This window comes from Paracoccus sp. (in: a-proteobacteria), from assembly GCF_030536915.1.
Classification (GTDB): domain Bacteria; phylum Pseudomonadota; class Alphaproteobacteria; order Rhodobacterales; family Rhodobacteraceae; genus Paracoccus.
In genome coordinates, this window is record NZ_JAUNPC010000064.1 from 1 (window position 1) to 15964 (window position 15964).

Consider the following 15964-nt stretch of genomic DNA (forward strand, 5'->3'; position numbering starts at 1 on the left):
CGTGGGTCGTGGGTCCAGAGGATGGCGGCCGTTCCTTCCCCGGCAAGCCCCCGCACCAACGCGTTCACCTGCAGGCGATTGGCAAAATCGAGGCTGGGACTCGGCTCGTCCATGATGACGGCATGGGCCTCCTGCGCCGGTGCTCCCACGATCAGGACACGCTGGCGCTGGCCAGCGGAAAGGCCGGCGATGCCCAGCCACTCCAGTGCGGCCATAGCGCGGGCGGTCTTGGCCCGGCCGGGCCACGCGGAAGGCCCCAGTCCTGCCGCGGCCCCCATCAGCACGATGACGAGCGCGGTGAAGGTGAAGGGCTTACGGACCAGCGGGGATTGCCTCCCGCTGCGCCTCATGAGGCGAGACCCGGTCATTCAGCCCACAGCCCCTCTTTCCCGGCTGCAGGAAGAAGCCTTGCGCTGGCCCTCGGCCTACAGCACCCTGGCGCTACGGCTGGCGTAGTGTGTGTCGTTCACCATCCGGCGGATCTTCTGGTCCCAGGCCGCGCCGAGATAAAGATAGTCCCAGCCGAACTGCGCCGTATGGAACAGTTCGGACAGGTTGGCGATCCGCACCATAGCCCTCCGTGAAGGTGCAGACCCCCTCGTTGCGACAGCATGCGGTTGACATGGACGGCGGTCATGCCGCTGACCTCGCCCAGGCCCGTTTGGGTCAGGTGCAGGTCGAAGCTGTCAAGCGTGCAGAACCCGCGAACATGAAGCCGCAGCAGCATCTCGCAGAAGAAGCTGGCATGCGGGCGCGTCCGCTCAGCCGTCTGATCCGGCAGATCCACTGGCAGTTGATCGCGCCGTCGATTAGCGCCATGCGCCAGAGCTTGCCGAGGATCTCGGGCGCGGTGGCTTCCAGCGACTGCAGCGTCCCCGCGGCATGTCCTTGCAACTCGGCCGGGCCGAGGGCTTCCGCGTCGCTGTCCATCCGGCCCATGAAAACGCCGGGAAGGTCGAGGAAGTCGCCCGGGATCTGGATTCCCAGGAACCGCCGCCGCCCCAGCCGGTCGCAGCGATAGCGCCCGATGCCCCCCCGACAGATAAAGCAGCCCGTTCGCCGACAACCGCGCGTTCAGGATCTGCTCGCGCGGGCGAAGGGGGACAGGCGGGCGCTGCAGGGCGGAAAGACGCTGCGCCTCGCTGGGGGTGAGGACGTCGGGCCAAGCCTGCGCGAGGGTCATCGGTGCCATTCCCTGCCTTCCGGTCGGACGCGGCCGGGCCAGTTCCGCGATGGTTGCCGGCATCCCACAACACCATCCGGGGCTGCGGGTTTCAACGGTAACGGCTTCGGTCCCCGGGCTTCAGGCAAGGGCCGGGCCGGCATCGCCCTGCATCAGGCTGCGCATCCGCACCGCCAGAGAATCCGGCAGGCCCCGGGGCTGAAGGCCCGCGCGGCCGCGCCGTCAAGCTGGTAGCGCAGCATCCCTTGCAGCACCATGATCCCGAGGCCTTCCCGCGCAGGCATCGCAGGCCCGCCGCGCTCGATCCAGTCGAGCCGCAAGAGATCGCCCCCTGCTCCCGGCTCGATCCTCCAGTCCACCTGCAGCTCGCCGCCCTTGTCCCGGCCCAAGCTGCCATGCTCGAGCGAATCGGTTACCAAATCATGGACAAGCAGCCCGATCACCTCGGCGGCGGCCGCGTTCATGGCCTCGGGCGGACCGTTCAGCGACCAGCAGTCGGGGCCGTCGTCCGCGCGCTGGTCGCCCGGCTCGTCCTCATCAGGCGCTTCAGGTCGAAGCGGGCGCCGGGTTCGCGCATTGCCACCGGCATGATCCGGCCGATCAGGCCTTCCAGGTGCCAGGCAAAGCTTTCCATGTCGCACGCGCTTTCGGCCGAGCGGCGGATGATCGAGCGCAGCAGCGCATAGCTGTTGCCGAGCCGGCGGCCGAGTTCGCCTAGGTCGGTCGCAGCGTCGATCTGCATCTGTGGCTCGGGTCGGGGCATCGTTCCTGTCTTCATCCGGCCGAGCGGCCGCGGCGGCGCTGCCGCCCCACAGGGTCCGGCAGAGGGCGGCAGGATTCAACCATTGATGGCGCACGGGATCATGATGATTTTCAAGAAGGCACGGCGAGACTGCCGCCGCAGGTGCTGACCCTCCCGCCCGTCCTTCACGAAGTGCCCATGGACAGGAAAGACAAGATGACCGCTGCGGCGCATCCGCATCAACCCTCGCAGGGCCGTTCCATCCTGGTGGTCGAGGACGAATACTTCCAGGCCAAGGAACTCGCGCATGCCCTGTCGGGCGCCGGCGCCCGGCTGGGCGGGCCATTCCCCTCGGTCGAGGCCACGCTGGCGGCGCTGGACCGGGATGATGGCATCGATGCGGCGGTGTTGGACATCAACCTGCGCGGACGCATGGTCTGTGAGGTCGCGGATCTTCTGGCCGCGCGGGACATCCCCTTTCTCTTTGCCACCGGCCATGGCGCGCATCTCGTGCCGGCGAGGCATCGGGGGGCCGCTGCTGACCTAGCCCTTCCACATCGAAAGCCTGCTGGCTGCCGTCACGGAACTTTGCGCTGGTCCCTCAGCCGTAGGGGCGGCGCGGCAGGGCGGCAGCCCGTCCTGAGGTCCGGGGGGATCAGCCGGGCACCTGCGCCCCTTCCATGCTGGTCGAGACGGGGATGGTGATGGTGCAGCGCACCCCCTCGGGCGAAAGATCGTAATCGACCTCGGCGTTGAGCTGGCAGGGCAGCGCCTGCTCGATCAGTTCGCGGCCATAGCCGTTGGGCCGCGGCGATGCGCCGTCCTTGTCCAGATCCACCGGGATGCCGCTTTTCCGCCATTCGACCCGCAGCCGGGACGGCCCCTCGGTGCCCGGAACCATCGACCAGCGGATGTCGCGCCGCCCGTCCGGTTGCGACAGCGCCCCGTGCTTCAGGGCGTTTGTGGCCAGTTCATGCAGGCCCAGCGCCAAGGTCTGCACGGTCGATGACCGCAGTCTTATCTTGCGGGGGCCGCGCAGGCTGACCTGCGGGCCATTGCCGCCGTCCAGGACGCCATGGGCCTCCAGTTCGGACCGGATCAGTTCGTCGAAGTCGATCCGGTCGTCCTCCTCCAGCCGGGACAGCAGGCCGTTGACGCGGGCCAGCGCCTCGAGCCGCTCCGCCCATGCGGGCGCTGAAATCCTTGAGCGAGCGGCTGCTGGGCAGGGTCCGGGCCATGACCGAGCCGACGACGCCCAGAAGGTTGCGGGTGCGGTGCTGCAGTTCCACCACCAGCACCGCCAGCTGTTCGGTCGAGGCGGTCTCTTCGGTGGCGTCATGGGTGAGGCCCGCGATCCACGAGAGCCGCGCACCGAGGCCGCGGACGGGAAAGACCGTGTCGCGCAGAAGCCGGACCTGTCCGCTATCGGGGCAAGCGATGCGGTATTCGAAGGCTAGCCGCTCGCCCTGCCGGACGCGTTCCAGCTTGGCGCGGGCGCGCTCGCGGTCCTCGGGCAGGATCATGTCCAACCAGTTCCGCAGGGTGTCGCCCTCAAGCATCTTGTCCCGCGCCACGCCGAAGATCCGCTCGGCGGCGGGGCTCAGGTATTCGAAGGCCAGCGTTTCGGCGTTCCTGATCCACAGCAGGTCCGAGGACGCCTCGCCAAAGGCCATCAGCCGCGCCTCGATCTGGCGCAGCCGGGTTTCGGCACGGACCCGCTCGACCGCGGCCCAGATGCGCTCGGCTGCCTGCCGCAGCGTCGCCACCTCCTCCCCGGTCCATTACCGCGGCTCGGCAGAGGTGACGCACAGCGCAGCGACCAGCCGCCCTTCCTTGATGAGCGGCGCACCCGTCCAGGCGATGATCCCCAGCGCGGCGGATGCGGGCCGCGCGGCCGCAGGCACAAGGGACGAGGCTCGCGTGTCCGCGATCCCATGGCATTCGCCGGACCGCATGATACCGACCGACCAAGCGAAATCGGTGAGCGGATGCTCGCCCGCAAGCGACGGGGCATCGTCGCGGACATGGTCCTGCGCAATGCGCACAAGCCCTGCGCCCTCGTTTACCTCGACGTAACAGGCCCGGCCCACATCCAGGCGCTCGGCAAGGAGGCGGGCGGCCTCGCCCTGGATCGCGTCCGGATCCGTCCGCGGGCGCAGCGCGTCGGCAAGCTGCAGCAGGAAGGCCTGCCGCGCCTCCCTGGCGCGCAGCGCGGACTCGGTGGCCCGCTGCGCGGTCACGTCCTGGCCGATCTTCAGGAAGCCGGTGGGCTGGCCGTCGGGTCCCAGAAGCGGGCGCACCACGCCGTCGATGAAGACGCGGGCCCCTTCTTTCGCAGATGCCAGCGCACGTCCGGCGCCTGACCCTCTTCCAGCGCGGGCTGGCCCGAGTCGCGGCCTTCGGGGGTGAAGGCAATGTCCATGGGCCGGTCGACCATTTCCTCGGCGCTCCAGCCGAAGACCTGCTCGCCCCCCGGCGACCAGGTCTCGACGCGGCCGGCGGGGTCGGTGGTGAAAATGGCGTAGTCGCTGGCGGTTTCCACGATGGCGCGATAGCGTTCCTCGCTGCGGCGCAGGCGTTCCTTGGCCTCGCGCCGGGCGGTGACATCGACAAAGGTGACGACCACCCCGGCGATGAAATCGTCGGTGCTGCGATATGGCAGGACGCGGGCGACATAGCGGGCGTGGGTCTCGGGGTTGTCCATCTCGCGCTTGATGGGGGCAAGGGTGCGCAGCACGCGGCGGGCGTCCCCGGCCAGTTCTTCGTAGCCGACGAGGGCCTTGATATGCTCGATGAGGCGACCCTCGTCGGATTCGACCAAAAAGCTCCTCGTTGGCGCTCTGCAGCCAGGGAATAGGCCTCCTCGCCGGTCGAGCAGCCGGCGATCCAGGCGCGCAGAGGCTCGCCCGGTTCTTGCCCTCGAAAAGGCGGGGGATCACCCGCTCTTCCAGCAGCGCCCATTCCTTCCTGTCGCGGAAGAACTCGGTCACGCCGATCAGCAGGTCGTTGAACAGGTTCCAGGGCTCGTCGCCCGAATTGCGCAGCAGCTCGACATAGGCCGAAGGCTCGTCGATCATCAGTGCCTGCATCCGCCGCTGCACCCGCCGCAGGAAGGTGCCAAGCTTGTAGCCTTGGAAATCCGCCCCGTTCTCTGGCGCAGCAGGGCGAGGATGGCGTCCATCATCTCGCCCACCGCGACGGTCTCGCGCAGGCTCAGCGTCTGCTCGATCAGCGCGGCAAGCCGGGGCGGGATCTCTTGGACGGGAAGAACGGCATCGGCCAGTGCCGCCGGATCAGCGATGCGGCCCAGCATCTCGCTGTCGATCCGCTCGCCCGGGGCGATGTCCACCTCCAGCCGGATCTCGGGCGGGATCGGCATCTTCGGGCCAGCGGTCTCGCGCACCAGATCGGCCAGCACGTCGCCGATGCGCGCCCCCGGCGCGATCAGGTCGGCAGACACGACGCGCAGGCCCGCCAGCGGCATTTCGTCGGCGATGGCGTCCTGCGGGTTCTGCACCAGCGCCAGCCCGCCGCAGCACTTGATCGCCGAAACCCCCGAGGCGCCGTCGTTCAGAAGCCCGCTGAGCAGCACGCCCACCACACGAGGGCAGTAGGCCACAGCGGCCGAGCGGAACAGCGGGTCGATGGCGGGGCGGGCCATGTTCTCGCGCGGGCCGCGCCCCAGCCGGATGCGGCCCCCGGCCAGCAGAAGATGGCGGTCGGACACGCCGAGATAGATATTGCCGGGGCGGATCTCCATCCCGTCCTCGGCAGGATGCACGGTCATGTGGCTGGCGGCCTGGGTTGACGGTGGTCAGGATGCCGATGCTGCGGGCCGGAATGTGCAGGACCACGAAGACCGCGGCGGGCAGATCCCTGGGAAGCCCCCGAGGATGCTTTTCGGCGGCGTGGTCGCCCCTGACGAGCCGCCGATGACAATGATGTCGCGGTTGTCCATGAGCGGCCCTTTGACTGTCGGCGCTTAATGGGAAAGTGCCGCCGGCAGGGGCGCGTTCCTCGCGGGCAGAGATGTTCTTGCCGGACCTGCCAACCGGCGTGCCCGCGAAAGGATGTCCCTGCCGGTTCACGCCAGGCGCGGCCGGGGGGAATACACACTGGCCGCGCCTGCTTTCCCAAGCCGGAAGATCCCTGCCTGCGCCTGCGCCCCCGAGGACGTGACGGCGATCCCGATACGGGGTCACTTCGCCCGGCGATGGCGATGTTCCTGAGCCGGCGGTGGTTCACCTCGATCCATGGAAGCCTGCCCGCCGCAAGGCCGCCTGCCCCGACAGACTAGGACGGCAGCACCCGTTGCAAGCTGCCGCCCCCGGACAGGCGCGAGATGCGCGGTCAGACGAGGCTGCCAAGCAGCGCCGCCTGTTCAAGCGGCGAATCGTCAGGGCCGGAGAACACCTGTTTCGACCTAACGGCGTGGTCGGTCAGGCTTCGCTGCCCGTAGGAAAGCCGATTCAAGCCCCGGACGAGGAACGGCTGCAACGCGCCACGCTGATGCGGCGCTGCGGGTCACCGATTTCAAGGTGCTGCGCGCCGAGGAAAGAGAAAGCTGCTGGCGCGAGGTGGTCGCCGATCCCGGCATTTCCGGCCACAAGCCCTTCGACCGGGTTCTTGACAGCAGCGCAGCGCCGGAATGACCGTGCTGGTTCGCCGGCAGGCAGTTCGGCTTCACGACATGGCGCTTGGTCCCGAAGCCGAAGGCGGCGCCCGCATCGCACCGACAGCGGCGCATGGATACTCTGCCGCATGACGGGGCGGTCATCCCGTTGCTGGCAGTGACCGGCCTGACGCATCGACCCTCATCGAGACCCTGGCCGCGCTGTTCGTGATCGGCCTGTTTCATACGACCGGACGAACTGACCGAGGGGGAAGGAAACCCATGACCATCAGCAGGGGTGCCTCGATCGGTGCGGGCGACATGGGCGCGCAGATGGCGCAGCGGGTCCGGGCCGGGGGGTTCAAGCTGGTCGTCTGCGAGCGCGCCCCCGCCGTTCCGGATGCATTTGCCGCCAAGGGCGTGCGCATCGCCACCAGCCCCCCCGATTGCGCCGGCGCGGATGCGGTCGTCGTCCTTCTGGCCGATGATGCCCAGATCATCGGCACGATGACCGGCGAGGGTGGCATTGCCGGCGCGATCCCGCCCCGCCACCGGCCCATCTTTTGCATGATGATCACGACCCTGCCCGGAACGCTGGACGCCAGCCGCGCGCCCCTTGGAGCGGCTGGCACGCGGCCGATCGACCCGCCGGTCAGACGGCATCATGGGCGCGGGACGGGGAACGCTGTCGATCCTGATGCGGGGCGAGGCGGGGGTATCGAGACAGTGATGCTGCTGACGCAGTCGCTCGGCAGCAGCCCGTTTCACTGCGGCCTGTCCGGCACGGGCAAGATGGTCAAGGCCATCGGCACTGATCTTCAGCCACGCCAACCACATGTGCGAGGAGAACCCCAACGGCGCCCGCATGTGCCTGCCACCGGCGGGGCCGCCGCTCGGCCACCATCAACCGACCTTGCGGCTCGGGCATGGATGCCATCCTGACCGCCCCCCCGGTGAAGGCGGGCCACAGGCGGGCCCGCATCCCCGGATACCGAGGCTGCATCGCCTCTGCGCAAGACCGCCCGGCGGTCAGTTGGCCGCTTCTGCCGGTTCCGTTGCGCCACCCGCTGCCGGCTGGGCTGCCGTGTCGGCGGTGGACCCGGCGGCTGCGTCGGCCTGGGGCAACTGGTCGGCGATCGCGGGGCAACCGATGCTCACCACCGGATCGCACTGGCCTTCAAAGCCGGTGTCCTCGACGGCGACATTCTCGTTGCCTGCGCCACGCTGTTCCAGCGGCCGGATCGTCGCCGGATTCGTGGTCGGGATCGAGGTCGAGGTGCCCGGCTGCGGGTTGCCGCGCTGCGCGGTGGGCGAGCCCTGCGGTCCGCCGCTCAGATCGTCCAGCAGCCTGTGGGGATCGGCGGCGGGACCGCCCACGGTTCCCGTATCCGCGCCCGTCGCACCGCTCTGGGCCGGGGAATCCGGCGACGGGGCGGCAGCCGCAGGGGCTTCGGCGTCGGCCGCCGGGGCCGGCGTCTGCGCCAAGGCCGCAACCGGAAGCAGGGCGGACAGGACCAATGCGGCAGCCAGTCGCCCGGCACCTGCGGCGTGATCGGTGAGCATGGTGTTTCTCCTTCCACTGTCTCGCGACACAACGCCGCAGATTGCCACTATGTTCAAGTCCCTCGGGTTTGTCGTGACCGCCGCACCTTGTCTTTGCCGCGCCATGCCTTCAGAATTTGGCCAATGCCTCGCTGCAACCGTCCGTTGTCGCGGAAAGCTGAAGCTCTGGTGGAGCGAACTAGAAAGGTGGCTGCCATGACCATGCAATTTTCCCGTCGCAACTTCCTGCAGGCGGGTGTCGCCACCGCCGGGGCCTTGTCGATGGGCCGGATGATGAACAGCACCGCGCTGGCTTCGATCGACCCCAACTCGCATTCCCAGCGGATCTTCCACGCCTCGCACTATGGCCCCTTCGAGGCGGTGGTGCGCGACGGGCGGATCACGGCGATCTCTCCGGTCACGGAACTCGACCACCAGCCCACCGACATGCTGATGCTGGGCGTCGCGGACCGCACCTATGACGAGACGCGCATCCTTTACCCCATGGTTCGCAAGTCCTACCTGGACGGCTGGCAGACCGGCGACACCAAGCCCGAACTGCGCGGCAAGGAAGAGTTCGTGCAGGTCGACTGGGACACCGCCCTGGCCCTGGCCGCCAACGCCATCGTCACCACCATCGAGGCGGACGGGAACGAGGCGATCTTCAGTTCCTCCTACGGCGGCTGGTCGAACGCGGGCTCGTTCCGCCCGAACGTCATGCAGCAGCGCTTCTTCAACCTGGTCGGCGGCTGCACCATCACCCAGGGCGACTTCTCGGCAGGCGCCGCGCAGGTGGCGCTGCCGCATATCATCGGCGACATGGAGGTCTATTCGCCCCAGACCGCGTGGGAGGTCGTGCGCGACAACACCGAGGTCTTCGTCCTGGTCGGCTGCGACCCGGTCAAGAACAACCGGATCGAGTTCACCGTCGCCGACCACGGCATGTCCCGCCCCTGGGCCGAGATCCGCGACGCGGGCTGCCGCTTCGTCTCGATCAACCCGCAGCGTACCGCGTCCGACTATTACCTGAACGCGGAATGGGTGCAGATCGTCCCCAATACCGACATCGCGCTGTTCCTCGGCATGGCCCATCACGTTCTGGAACAGGGTCTCGAAGACCGCGCCTACATGGAGAAATACACCACCGGCGCCGACCGCTGGATCGCCTATGTCCGGGGCGAGGACGACGGCACCCCCAAGACGCCCGAATGGGCCGCCCCGATCACCGGCATTCCGGCCGAGAAGATCCGCGAGATGGCCGAGCTGTTCGCAAGCTCGCGCACCCAGTTCGGCGGCGCCTGGTCGCTGCAGCGCGCCCATCATGGCGAGTTGGTCCACCACGCGATCATCAACTTCGCGGCGCTGACCGGCAAGATCGGCAAGCCGGGCGAGGGCGTGGGCTTCAGCTGGCACTATGGTGGCGGCGGGATGCCGCAGTCGGGCCAGCCCACGCCCACGGGCCTCTCGGCGGGCAAGAACCTAGTGGACAAGCTCTGCCCCGCCAGCCGCATCGTCGAGATGCTGGAAAATCCGGGGATGGAATTCTTCTACAACGGCCAGACCCGGACCTATCCCGACATCAAGATGATCTACAACGCGGGCAACAACTTCGTCTCGCACCAGCAGGACCTGAACCGGCTGCTCAAGGCCTTCGGCAAGCTGCACACCATCGTCAGCCAGGACGTCTGGTGGACGGCGGCCGTCCGCTGGGCCGACATCGTTCTGCCCGCCTCCTCGACGCTGGAACGCGACGACATCTCGGTCGGCGGCACCTATTCCAACGACAAGATCTACGCGATGAAGAAGGTCATCGAGCCCTTGGGCGAGTCGATGAGCGACTACGAGATCTTCGAGGCCCTGGCCGACAAGATGGGCCTCTGGGCGCAGTTCACCGACAGCCTGGACTACATGGACCACATCATGGCGGCCTACGGCCGGACCGGTGCGTCCAAAACCATTCCTTTCGAGGAGTTCTGGGAAAAGGGCTATGCCCTGCAGCCCGCGCCCCCCGAAGCGCGCAAGTGGGTGCGCCACGGCGCCTTCTACGAGGACCCCGAGACGAACCCGCTGCACACGCTGTCCGGCAAGATCGAGATGTTCTGCACGACCATCGCGGACATGAACGTGCCCGACAACCCTGGCATGCCGATCTGGCAGGAGCCGCTGGAATATCTGGGCAACGCCCAGGAAGGCCAGTTGCACATCGTCAGCCCCCATCCCTGGTATCGCCTGCACAGCCAGATGGACAACTCGGCCCAGTTGCGCGAGCTTTACAAGATCGACGGCCGCGAGCCGGTGCGGATCAACCGCCAGGACGCCGAGGCGCGCGGCATCGCCGAGGGCGATCTGGTCGAAATCCGCAACGAACGCGGCGCGATCATCGCGGGCGCCGTGCTGTCGGATGACATCATGCCGGGCGTCATGTCGCTTTACGAAGGCGTCTGGCCTGACCTCGACAGCAAGGGGCGCTGCAACTCGGGGCAGATCAACTGGATCACCTCGGAACGCCCTGCCTCGGGGCTGACGCAGGCCACCATCGCCAATACCTGCGTGGCGTCCGTGGCCAAGTGCGAGGATGCCGAGCGCCCGAACCAGGCCCACCAGAAGCCGCCGATCCTGGCCGACTACCAGTTCGCCGCCGTGGACGAATCGGAACTCGGCCTCGACCGCGTGGCCGAACTGGTGGAATCGCTTTACGCCAACATGGAGGAGGGCGAGCGCATCTTCTACCAGCGCTGCACCGTCTGCCACGGGCCGCGCGATCCGGGCGGCTTCACCCAGCTTCAGTGGCGCGGCATCACCCCTTCGATGTTCCCGCGCGCGGGCCTCGACGAGGCAGAGGCGGAGCTCGTCACCGACTTCCTGATGCGCAACGCCTCGGACGCGGCGACCTCGGTCAACTGACCCGCGCCTGATCAGACAACGGAGCGCAGCTGCAGCAATGCAAGCTGCGCTCTCTTTCTCTCTGGCGGATCTTGGTAAGCGAAATCAATCACTTGCAGCAAGCTTCGACATACCGGAACGGATCAGTTGCGGCACCTGATCTCATATCACTCCGGGGCCGGACCAAGGTTATGCCAAGGCCACTAGCCATTCAAACTGCACGACTGCTTCTTACGGCCGCGCCAATTTACCTGCTGCAGAAACATGAGACGCGTGTTGTTGCGTTGGAGCGCTTGGCCGGCAAGCAGGCGCTCAAGGAGAAGGTTCAGGAGAAGTTTCGTGACCAGATGCTTGACCGGGACGCGGACTGACCCTCCATGGCTGGATGCCCGCAGCAGGGTGCAAGCACTGTCCCCTTGCCCAAGCCCCTAGGCCTGGCATCACTTCGGAAGGAAGACGCTTGCCCGGCCAGTTCGCGCATCGCCGTGGCAAAACCGGATTTCACTTGGAAACCGACGCCGGGCAGGTCGGGCATGCTGTCCCGATGCAACCCGGTTCATCACGACGCTGCCGACCGCAACCATGCCGTCTCGGCTAGAGCGGGTGGATTTGAAATACATGGCGCGCTCCATGAATCCGAGTTCGGAGTGCCGCTTGAACATGCCGCAACCGGACAGGACCGCCACCAAGGGGAGGTTCGAGGCGACGGAAGCCTATGGTCTGCTGCTCTTCAGTTGGGGTTGGGCACCTTGTCAAAGATGGCCGGGAACGGCAGGGCGCTGCCTGTCTCGTGGTGGCGAGATGTCGCCTGCAAGAGGCTCGGCCTGCACGGTGCCCGCCTGTGAAAAGGATGGTGCGCCTAGTCCTCGGCCGGATCACGCGGCGCCCTTGCCCCTGCGGTTCAGCCGCAGGGCCGTGATCCCGGCCAGGATGATCAGGACCGAGCCGGTGACCGTCGACAGGTCCGGCCTCTCGCCGAAGACCATGATCCCGGCGATCATCGCGAAGACGAGGCGGGTATAGCGGAAGGGCGTGACGGCACCGACCTCTCCGGTCCGCATGGCGATGGTCAGCGAGGTATAGGCGCCGATCCCCGCCACCGAGGCGGCCACGAGACCGAACCACGTGGCCGCGTCGGGCCGGACGGGCGCGGGCCCGAAAGGCAGGGAGATCAGCCCGGCCACGATCAGCATGATGAAGCCCAGCACCCCGAGCTGCCGGAAGGACAGCGCGGGCGGCGCCGCGCGGGTCGCGAGGTCACGCCCCGCGAAGCCCAGCGTGGCAAGAACGGCCAGCACCGACAGCGGCCCGAAGCCTTGCGCGCCGGGACGCAGGATCATCAGCACGCCGGCCAGCCCCACCGCGACCGCCAGCCAGCGCCGCGGCCCGATCCTTTCACCGAAGATGACGACCGCGCCGACCATCACCACCAGCGGCGTCGCCTGCAGGATGGCCGAGGCGGTGGACAGCGGCGTCAGTGCGATCGCCAGCATGAAGAACAGCCGCCCGACGACCTCGGACAGCGAACGCAGGATCATCGCCGGCCGCAGCATGGCGCGGCTGACGGGCGGCTCGCCCGACCCCATCGCCCAGGCCGAAAAGGCGATCACCCCGAAGACGCCGAAGGTCATCAGCACCTGCCCGACCGGCAGGCTGCCCGCGGCAAGCTTCAGCAGCGCGTCCTCGACCGAAAAGCCGGCCATGGCGAGGCACATGAACAGGGCGCCCCTGCGGTTCCAGGCAGAGCCAAGGCGGGATGACAGAGGCATGTCCATGAACTCGGTCCTTCAACTGTTCCCGGTAGAACCGGGCGGAACCCGCGCCGAAGGCAGGCCGCTGTCCGGGTGAACTGGCATCCGGCGCGGCACCTTGGCAATATGAGCCGTTATGGAGGATGATCGACCTTGACCGACGAGATACGGCTTTCCGAGGCCGAGACATACCGGCTTGCCCATGACTTCCTGACTTTTCACGGGTTGTCACTGGACCAGTCGGCGGCCATGGCAGGAATACTGACCAAGGCCCAGCGCGACGGCTGCCTTTCCCATGGGCTGCAGCGCCTTCCCGGAACGCTTGAGACGATGGGCCATCCGGCCTTCGACCGCGGGGCCGTGCCCGTCGTCACCCCCGTCACCCCGGCGATTGTCCGGGTGGACGCGGGTTTCGGCTTTTCCATATCCGCCGCCCTGGCCGGCCTGCCCGCCCTGATCGAGCGCGCACGCGCGCTGGGCATCGCCATGCTGGCGGTCAACAACGGCTTTCACTCGACAGCCCTCTGGCCCGTGGTCGAGGAGATCGCCGAAAGCGGGCTCGTGGCGCTGTCGATGAACCCGACCCATGACTGGGTTGCGCCCGCCGGCGGCACGAGGCCGGTGCTGGGCACCAATCCGCTGGCCTTCGCCTGGCCGCGCGCCGGGAAGCCGCCCTATGTGTTCGACTTCGCCACCACGGCGGCCTCGCGCGCCGACATCGCCTTGCACCGGCAGGCAGGCAAGGCGGTCCCCGAAGGCTGGGGCCTCGACCCCGAGGGTCGCCCGACGACGGACCCCGCCCAGGTGCTGGCCGGGGCGATGCTGCCCTTCGGCGGCCACAAGGGTTCGGCGCTCGCCACCATGATCGAGCTGATGGCGGGGCCTTTCATCGGCGACCGCACCAGCCGGCAGTCGGCGGGGTTAGATGGGGGCCGGAATGCCGCCCCGTGCCATGGCGAACTGATCATGGCCTTCGATCCCGCGCTGCTGTCCACGCCTGACGATCTTGCCGCGGCCGAAAGCGTGCTGGACGCGATCGAGGACCAAGGCGCCCGCCTTCCCGGCAGCCGCCGCCACGCCGAGCGCGCCCGCAACCTGCGCGACGGCATCCCCGTCAGCCGGGCGCTGCACGAGCGGATTCGAAGCATGATGGCGGGCTGACAACAGCCTTGGCAACCGGACGTCCAAGGCCGGGGAAGGCGCCCATGACCGCGGGTCCGGCATCGCACGCATGGCCTGCCAACCCGAGCGTCCAGTCCGAGCAACGAGCCTCGGACGTCCGGCATCCAAGTTCGACAGGGCGCGGATGCAGCAGAAGGTTGCCGAGGACACCTGTCTCGTGTTCCGTCGCCTGTCCGGCAACGGGCAAGCAGGCCTTTCCGGCGCCACAAGCGGCACGAGAGCCAGCCACGCAAGGGATGTTCAGCGATTTCCGGGAAGAATGGTGCTGCGAGAGAGGATTGAACTCTCGACCTCACCCTTACCAAGGGTGTGCTCTACCACTGAGCTACCGCAGCGCCGTGCAGGGGCGTTTAGACCCAAGGCTTCGGGCGCGCAAGGGGGTTGTCGCGGAAATCCGCCATGATCCTGCACGGCGGCTGCTGGACGGGACGGCCCCCGGCAATTAACAGGGCCGGATGAGCAAGGATCGCCCGTCCCGTCCCGCAGACAGCCGCGAGGCCCGGCTGGGCGCGGCCTTGCGCGCCAACCTCGCGCGGCGCAAGGCGCAGGCACGCAGCCGGGCAGCGGACGAGCGGGACGACACCGCCAGCCTGACTGGCGATGGCGACAACACAGAGGCGGGGACGAACCCGCACAAGGGGCACGGGCAGGACTGATGGACACGATTCTGGTGCGCGGCAACGGGCCGCTAAATGGCGATATCCCGATCGCGGGGGCGAAGAACGCCTGTCTCGCGCTGATGCCGGCGACGCTGCTGACGGACGAACCGCTGACGCTGACCAACGCGCCGCGGCTGTCGGACATCCGCACCATGACGGCGCTGCTGCGCTCGCTCGGGGCCGAGGTCGCGGGGCTGCAGGACGGGCAGGTGCTGGCACTGTCCAGTCATGCGCTGACCAGCCACCGGGCGGATTACGACATCGTGCGGAAGATGCGGGCCTCGATCCTGGTCTTGGGGCCGATGCTGGCGCGGGACGGGCATGCGGTCGTGTCCCTGCCGGGCGGCTGCGCCATCGGGGCGCGGCCGGTGGACCTGCACCTGCGCGCATTGCAGGCGATGGGGGCGGATCTGGACCTGCACGACGGCTATGTCCACGCGAAGGCGCCTTCGGGCCGGCTGAAGGGGGCGGTGATCGACTTTCCGCTGGTCTCGGTCGGGGCGACCGAGAACGCGCTGATGGCGGCGACCCTGGCACGGGGCACGACGGTCCTGAACAACGCGGCGCGCGAGCCCGAGATCGTCGATCTCGCCCGCTGCCTGCGACGGATGGGCGCGCAGATCGAGGGCGAGGGCACCTCCACCATCACCGTGCAGGGCGTGGACCGGCTGGGCGGCGCGACCCATCCGGTCGTGACCGACCGGATCGAGTTGGGAACGTATATGCTCGCGCCTGCCATCTGCGGTGGCGAGGTGACCTGCCTCGGCGGCAGGATCGAGCTTGTGGAGGCCTTCTGCGAAAAGCTGGACGAGGCCGGGATCAGCGTGACCGAATCCGAGCGTGGGCTGACCGTGACCCGCCGGAACGGCCGTGTGAACGCGGTCGATGTCGTGACGGAACCCTTCCCCGGCTTCCCCACCGACCTGCAGGCGCAGATGATGGCGCTGCTGTGCACCGCCGAGGGCGTCAGCGTGCTGGAGGAGACGATCTTCGAGAACCGCTTCATGCACGCCCCCGAACTGGCGCGCATGGGCGCGCGGATCGAGGTGCATGGGGGCCATGCCCGCGTGACCGGGGTTGAAAAGCTGCGGGGGGCCCCGGTGATGGCAACGGACCTGCGGGCCAGCGTCAGCCTGATCCTCGCCGGGCTGGCGGCGGAAGGGGAAACCATGGTCAGCCGCGTCTATCATCTGGATCGCGGCTATGAGAAGGTCGTGCGCAAGCTGCGCGGTGTCGGCGCGGATATCGAACGGATCAAGGAGCAGCCAGCCCATGACTGACGCCAGCTACGCCGACGCCGATCCCGCAGCCCCTGTCGTCATCCGGGCCGAGGATGCCGAGGACCTGCGCATCCTTGCGGCGCTGGTGCAGGACGCGGTGCTGACGGTCGCGGACATGGCGCATGACGGG

At 68.1% G+C, this 15964-nt stretch carries 17 protein-coding genes, 1 tRNA gene and 3 pseudogenes; 6 read left to right on the top strand and 15 right to left on the bottom strand.

Annotation, left to right across the window (positions count from 1 at the left end):
- From Q4F04_RS11020 to Q4F04_RS16030, 11 genes and pseudogenes are all read right to left on the bottom strand, one after another.
- Positions 1-350 (bottom strand): annotated as a pseudogene (locus tag Q4F04_RS11020) (hypothetical protein); the annotation flags it as partial.
- Positions 351-425: 75 nt separating this feature from the next.
- Positions 426-572 carry a hypothetical protein gene (locus Q4F04_RS11025; protein ID WP_303369881.1) on the bottom strand — a complete coding sequence of 49 codons (147 nt, stop codon included), beginning with the start codon at positions 570-572 and terminating at the stop codon, positions 426-428.
- Positions 573-666: 94 nt separating this feature from the next.
- Complete coding sequence (locus Q4F04_RS11030; protein WP_303369882.1) at positions 667-930, bottom strand: hypothetical protein; 264 nt, start codon at positions 928-930, stop codon at positions 667-669.
- 405 nt (positions 931-1335) lie between these two features.
- On the bottom strand, positions 1336-1647 hold the full coding sequence (locus Q4F04_RS11035) for a hypothetical protein (RefSeq protein ID WP_303369883.1): 312 nt from the start codon (positions 1645-1647) through the stop codon (positions 1336-1338).
- A 17-nt stretch (positions 1648-1664) separates the two neighbouring features.
- On the bottom strand, positions 1665-1946 hold the full coding sequence (locus Q4F04_RS11040; protein ID WP_303369884.1) for a hypothetical protein: 282 nt from the start codon (positions 1944-1946) through the stop codon (positions 1665-1667).
- A 75-nt stretch (positions 1947-2021) separates the two neighbouring features.
- Entirely contained in the window at positions 2022-2432 is a 411-nt protein-coding gene (locus Q4F04_RS11045; protein WP_303369885.1) for a hypothetical protein, read from the bottom strand.
- 148 nt (positions 2433-2580) lie between these two features.
- Entirely contained in the window at positions 2581-2925 is a 345-nt protein-coding gene (locus Q4F04_RS11050) for a sensor histidine kinase (protein WP_303369886.1), read from the bottom strand.
- Positions 2897-3691 (bottom strand): PAS domain-containing protein, encoded by a 795-nt coding sequence (locus tag Q4F04_RS11055; protein WP_303369887.1) that lies wholly within the window; start codon positions 3689-3691, stop codon positions 2897-2899. The genes Q4F04_RS11050 and Q4F04_RS11055 overlap by 29 nt, the downstream gene beginning before the upstream one ends.
- 15 nt (positions 3692-3706) lie before the next feature.
- Positions 3707-4225: a GAF domain-containing protein gene (locus tag Q4F04_RS11060; RefSeq protein ID WP_303369888.1), complete on the bottom strand. Its 519-nt coding sequence runs from the start codon at positions 4223-4225 to the stop codon at positions 3707-3709.
- The gene (locus tag Q4F04_RS11065) at positions 4180-4746 is read right to left on the bottom strand and encodes a PAS domain S-box protein (RefSeq protein WP_303369889.1); all 567 of its coding nucleotides are present in this window, start codon (positions 4744-4746) and stop codon (positions 4180-4182) included. The genes Q4F04_RS11060 and Q4F04_RS11065 overlap by 46 nt, the downstream gene beginning before the upstream one ends.
- Before the next feature lie 606 nt (positions 4747-5352).
- Positions 5353-5712 (bottom strand): annotated as a pseudogene (locus Q4F04_RS16030) (chemotaxis protein CheB); the annotation flags it as partial.
- Between the two features lie 1107 nt (positions 5713-6819).
- Between Q4F04_RS16030 and Q4F04_RS11075 the strand changes: the two are divergent.
- On the top strand, positions 6820-7479 hold the full coding sequence (locus Q4F04_RS11075) for an NAD(P)-binding domain-containing protein (RefSeq protein WP_303369898.1): 660 nt from the start codon (positions 6820-6822) through the stop codon (positions 7477-7479).
- A gap of 87 nt (positions 7480-7566) precedes the next feature.
- On the opposite strand, the gene Q4F04_RS11080 is transcribed toward Q4F04_RS11075, so the two are convergent.
- The gene (locus Q4F04_RS11080; protein WP_303369891.1) at positions 7567-8100 is read right to left on the bottom strand and encodes a hypothetical protein; all 534 of its coding nucleotides are present in this window, start codon (positions 8098-8100) and stop codon (positions 7567-7569) included.
- A 195-nt stretch (positions 8101-8295) separates the two neighbouring features.
- Between Q4F04_RS11080 and Q4F04_RS11085 the strand changes: the two genes are divergently transcribed.
- A complete protein-coding gene (locus Q4F04_RS11085; RefSeq protein WP_303369892.1) occupies positions 8296-10983 on the top strand; it encodes a molybdopterin-dependent oxidoreductase in 2688 nt (895 codons plus the stop codon).
- A gap of 515 nt (positions 10984-11498) precedes the next feature.
- Here the strand turns inward: Q4F04_RS11085 and Q4F04_RS16035 are convergent.
- Both Q4F04_RS16035 and Q4F04_RS11095 read right to left on the bottom strand, forming a co-directional pair.
- Positions 11499-11624 (bottom strand): annotated as a pseudogene (locus Q4F04_RS16035) (cell wall hydrolase); the annotation flags it as partial.
- A 213-nt stretch (positions 11625-11837) separates the two neighbouring features.
- Positions 11838-12737, bottom strand: a complete 900-nt coding sequence (locus tag Q4F04_RS11095) for a DMT family transporter (RefSeq protein ID WP_303369894.1) — start codon at positions 12735-12737, stop codon at positions 11838-11840.
- Between the two features lie 129 nt (positions 12738-12866).
- Between Q4F04_RS11095 and Q4F04_RS11100 the strand changes: the two genes are divergently transcribed.
- Complete coding sequence (locus Q4F04_RS11100) at positions 12867-13874, top strand: Ldh family oxidoreductase (protein WP_303369895.1); 1008 nt, start codon at positions 12867-12869, stop codon at positions 13872-13874.
- A 281-nt stretch (positions 13875-14155) separates the two neighbouring features.
- Here Q4F04_RS11100 and Q4F04_RS11105 read toward each other — a convergent pair.
- Positions 14156-14230: transfer RNA gene (locus tag Q4F04_RS11105), tRNA-Thr, on the bottom strand.
- A gap of 120 nt (positions 14231-14350) precedes the next feature.
- Here Q4F04_RS11105 and Q4F04_RS11110 point away from each other — a divergent pair.
- The 3 genes from Q4F04_RS11110 to Q4F04_RS16040 all read left to right on the top strand — a co-directional run.
- Positions 14351-14551, top strand: coding sequence for a hypothetical protein (locus tag Q4F04_RS11110; RefSeq protein WP_303369896.1), 201 nt, complete (start codon positions 14351-14353; stop codon positions 14549-14551).
- Positions 14551-15834 carry a UDP-N-acetylglucosamine 1-carboxyvinyltransferase gene (gene murA, locus Q4F04_RS11115; protein WP_303369897.1) on the top strand — a complete coding sequence of 428 codons (1284 nt, stop codon included), beginning with the start codon at positions 14551-14553 and terminating at the stop codon, positions 15832-15834. Before Q4F04_RS11110 ends, murA begins: the two co-directional genes overlap by 1 nt.
- On the top strand, positions 15827-15964 hold a 138-nt coding region (locus Q4F04_RS16040; protein ID WP_368660719.1), incomplete at its 3' end, for a DUF2948 family protein. The genes murA and Q4F04_RS16040, both read left to right, overlap by 8 nt.

Coding starts and splice junctions, on each gene's coding strand:
- Q4F04_RS11025 (WP_303369881.1), bottom strand. CDS start 572: ATGGTGCGGATCGCCAACCTGTCCGAACTGTTCCATACGGCGCAGTTC.
- Q4F04_RS11030 (WP_303369882.1), bottom strand. CDS start 930: ATGGACAGCGACGCGGAAGCCCTCGGCCCGGCCGAGTTGCAAGGACAT.
- Q4F04_RS11035 (WP_303369883.1), bottom strand. CDS start 1,647: ATGAACGCGGCCGCCGCCGAGGTGATCGGGCTGCTTGTCCATGATTTG.
- Q4F04_RS11040 (WP_303369884.1), bottom strand. CDS start 1,946: ATGCCCCGACCCGAGCCACAGATGCAGATCGACGCTGCGACCGACCTA.
- Q4F04_RS11045 (WP_303369885.1), bottom strand. CDS start 2,432: ATGCGCGCCATGGCCGGTGGCAAAGAGAAAGGGGATGTCCCGCGCGGC.
- Q4F04_RS11075 (WP_303369898.1), top strand. CDS start 6,820: ATGACCATCAGCAGGGGTGCCTCGATCGGTGCGGGCGACATGGGCGCG.
- Q4F04_RS11080 (WP_303369891.1), bottom strand. CDS start 8,100: ATGCTCACCGATCACGCCGCAGGTGCCGGGCGACTGGCTGCCGCATTG.
- Q4F04_RS11085 (WP_303369892.1), top strand. CDS start 8,296: ATGACCATGCAATTTTCCCGTCGCAACTTCCTGCAGGCGGGTGTCGCC.
- Q4F04_RS11095 (WP_303369894.1), bottom strand. CDS start 12,737: ATGGACATGCCTCTGTCATCCCGCCTTGGCTCTGCCTGGAACCGCAGG.
- Q4F04_RS11110 (WP_303369896.1), top strand. CDS start 14,351: ATGAGCAAGGATCGCCCGTCCCGTCCCGCAGACAGCCGCGAGGCCCGG.
- murA (WP_303369897.1), top strand. CDS start 14,551: ATGGACACGATTCTGGTGCGCGGCAACGGGCCGCTAAATGGCGATATC.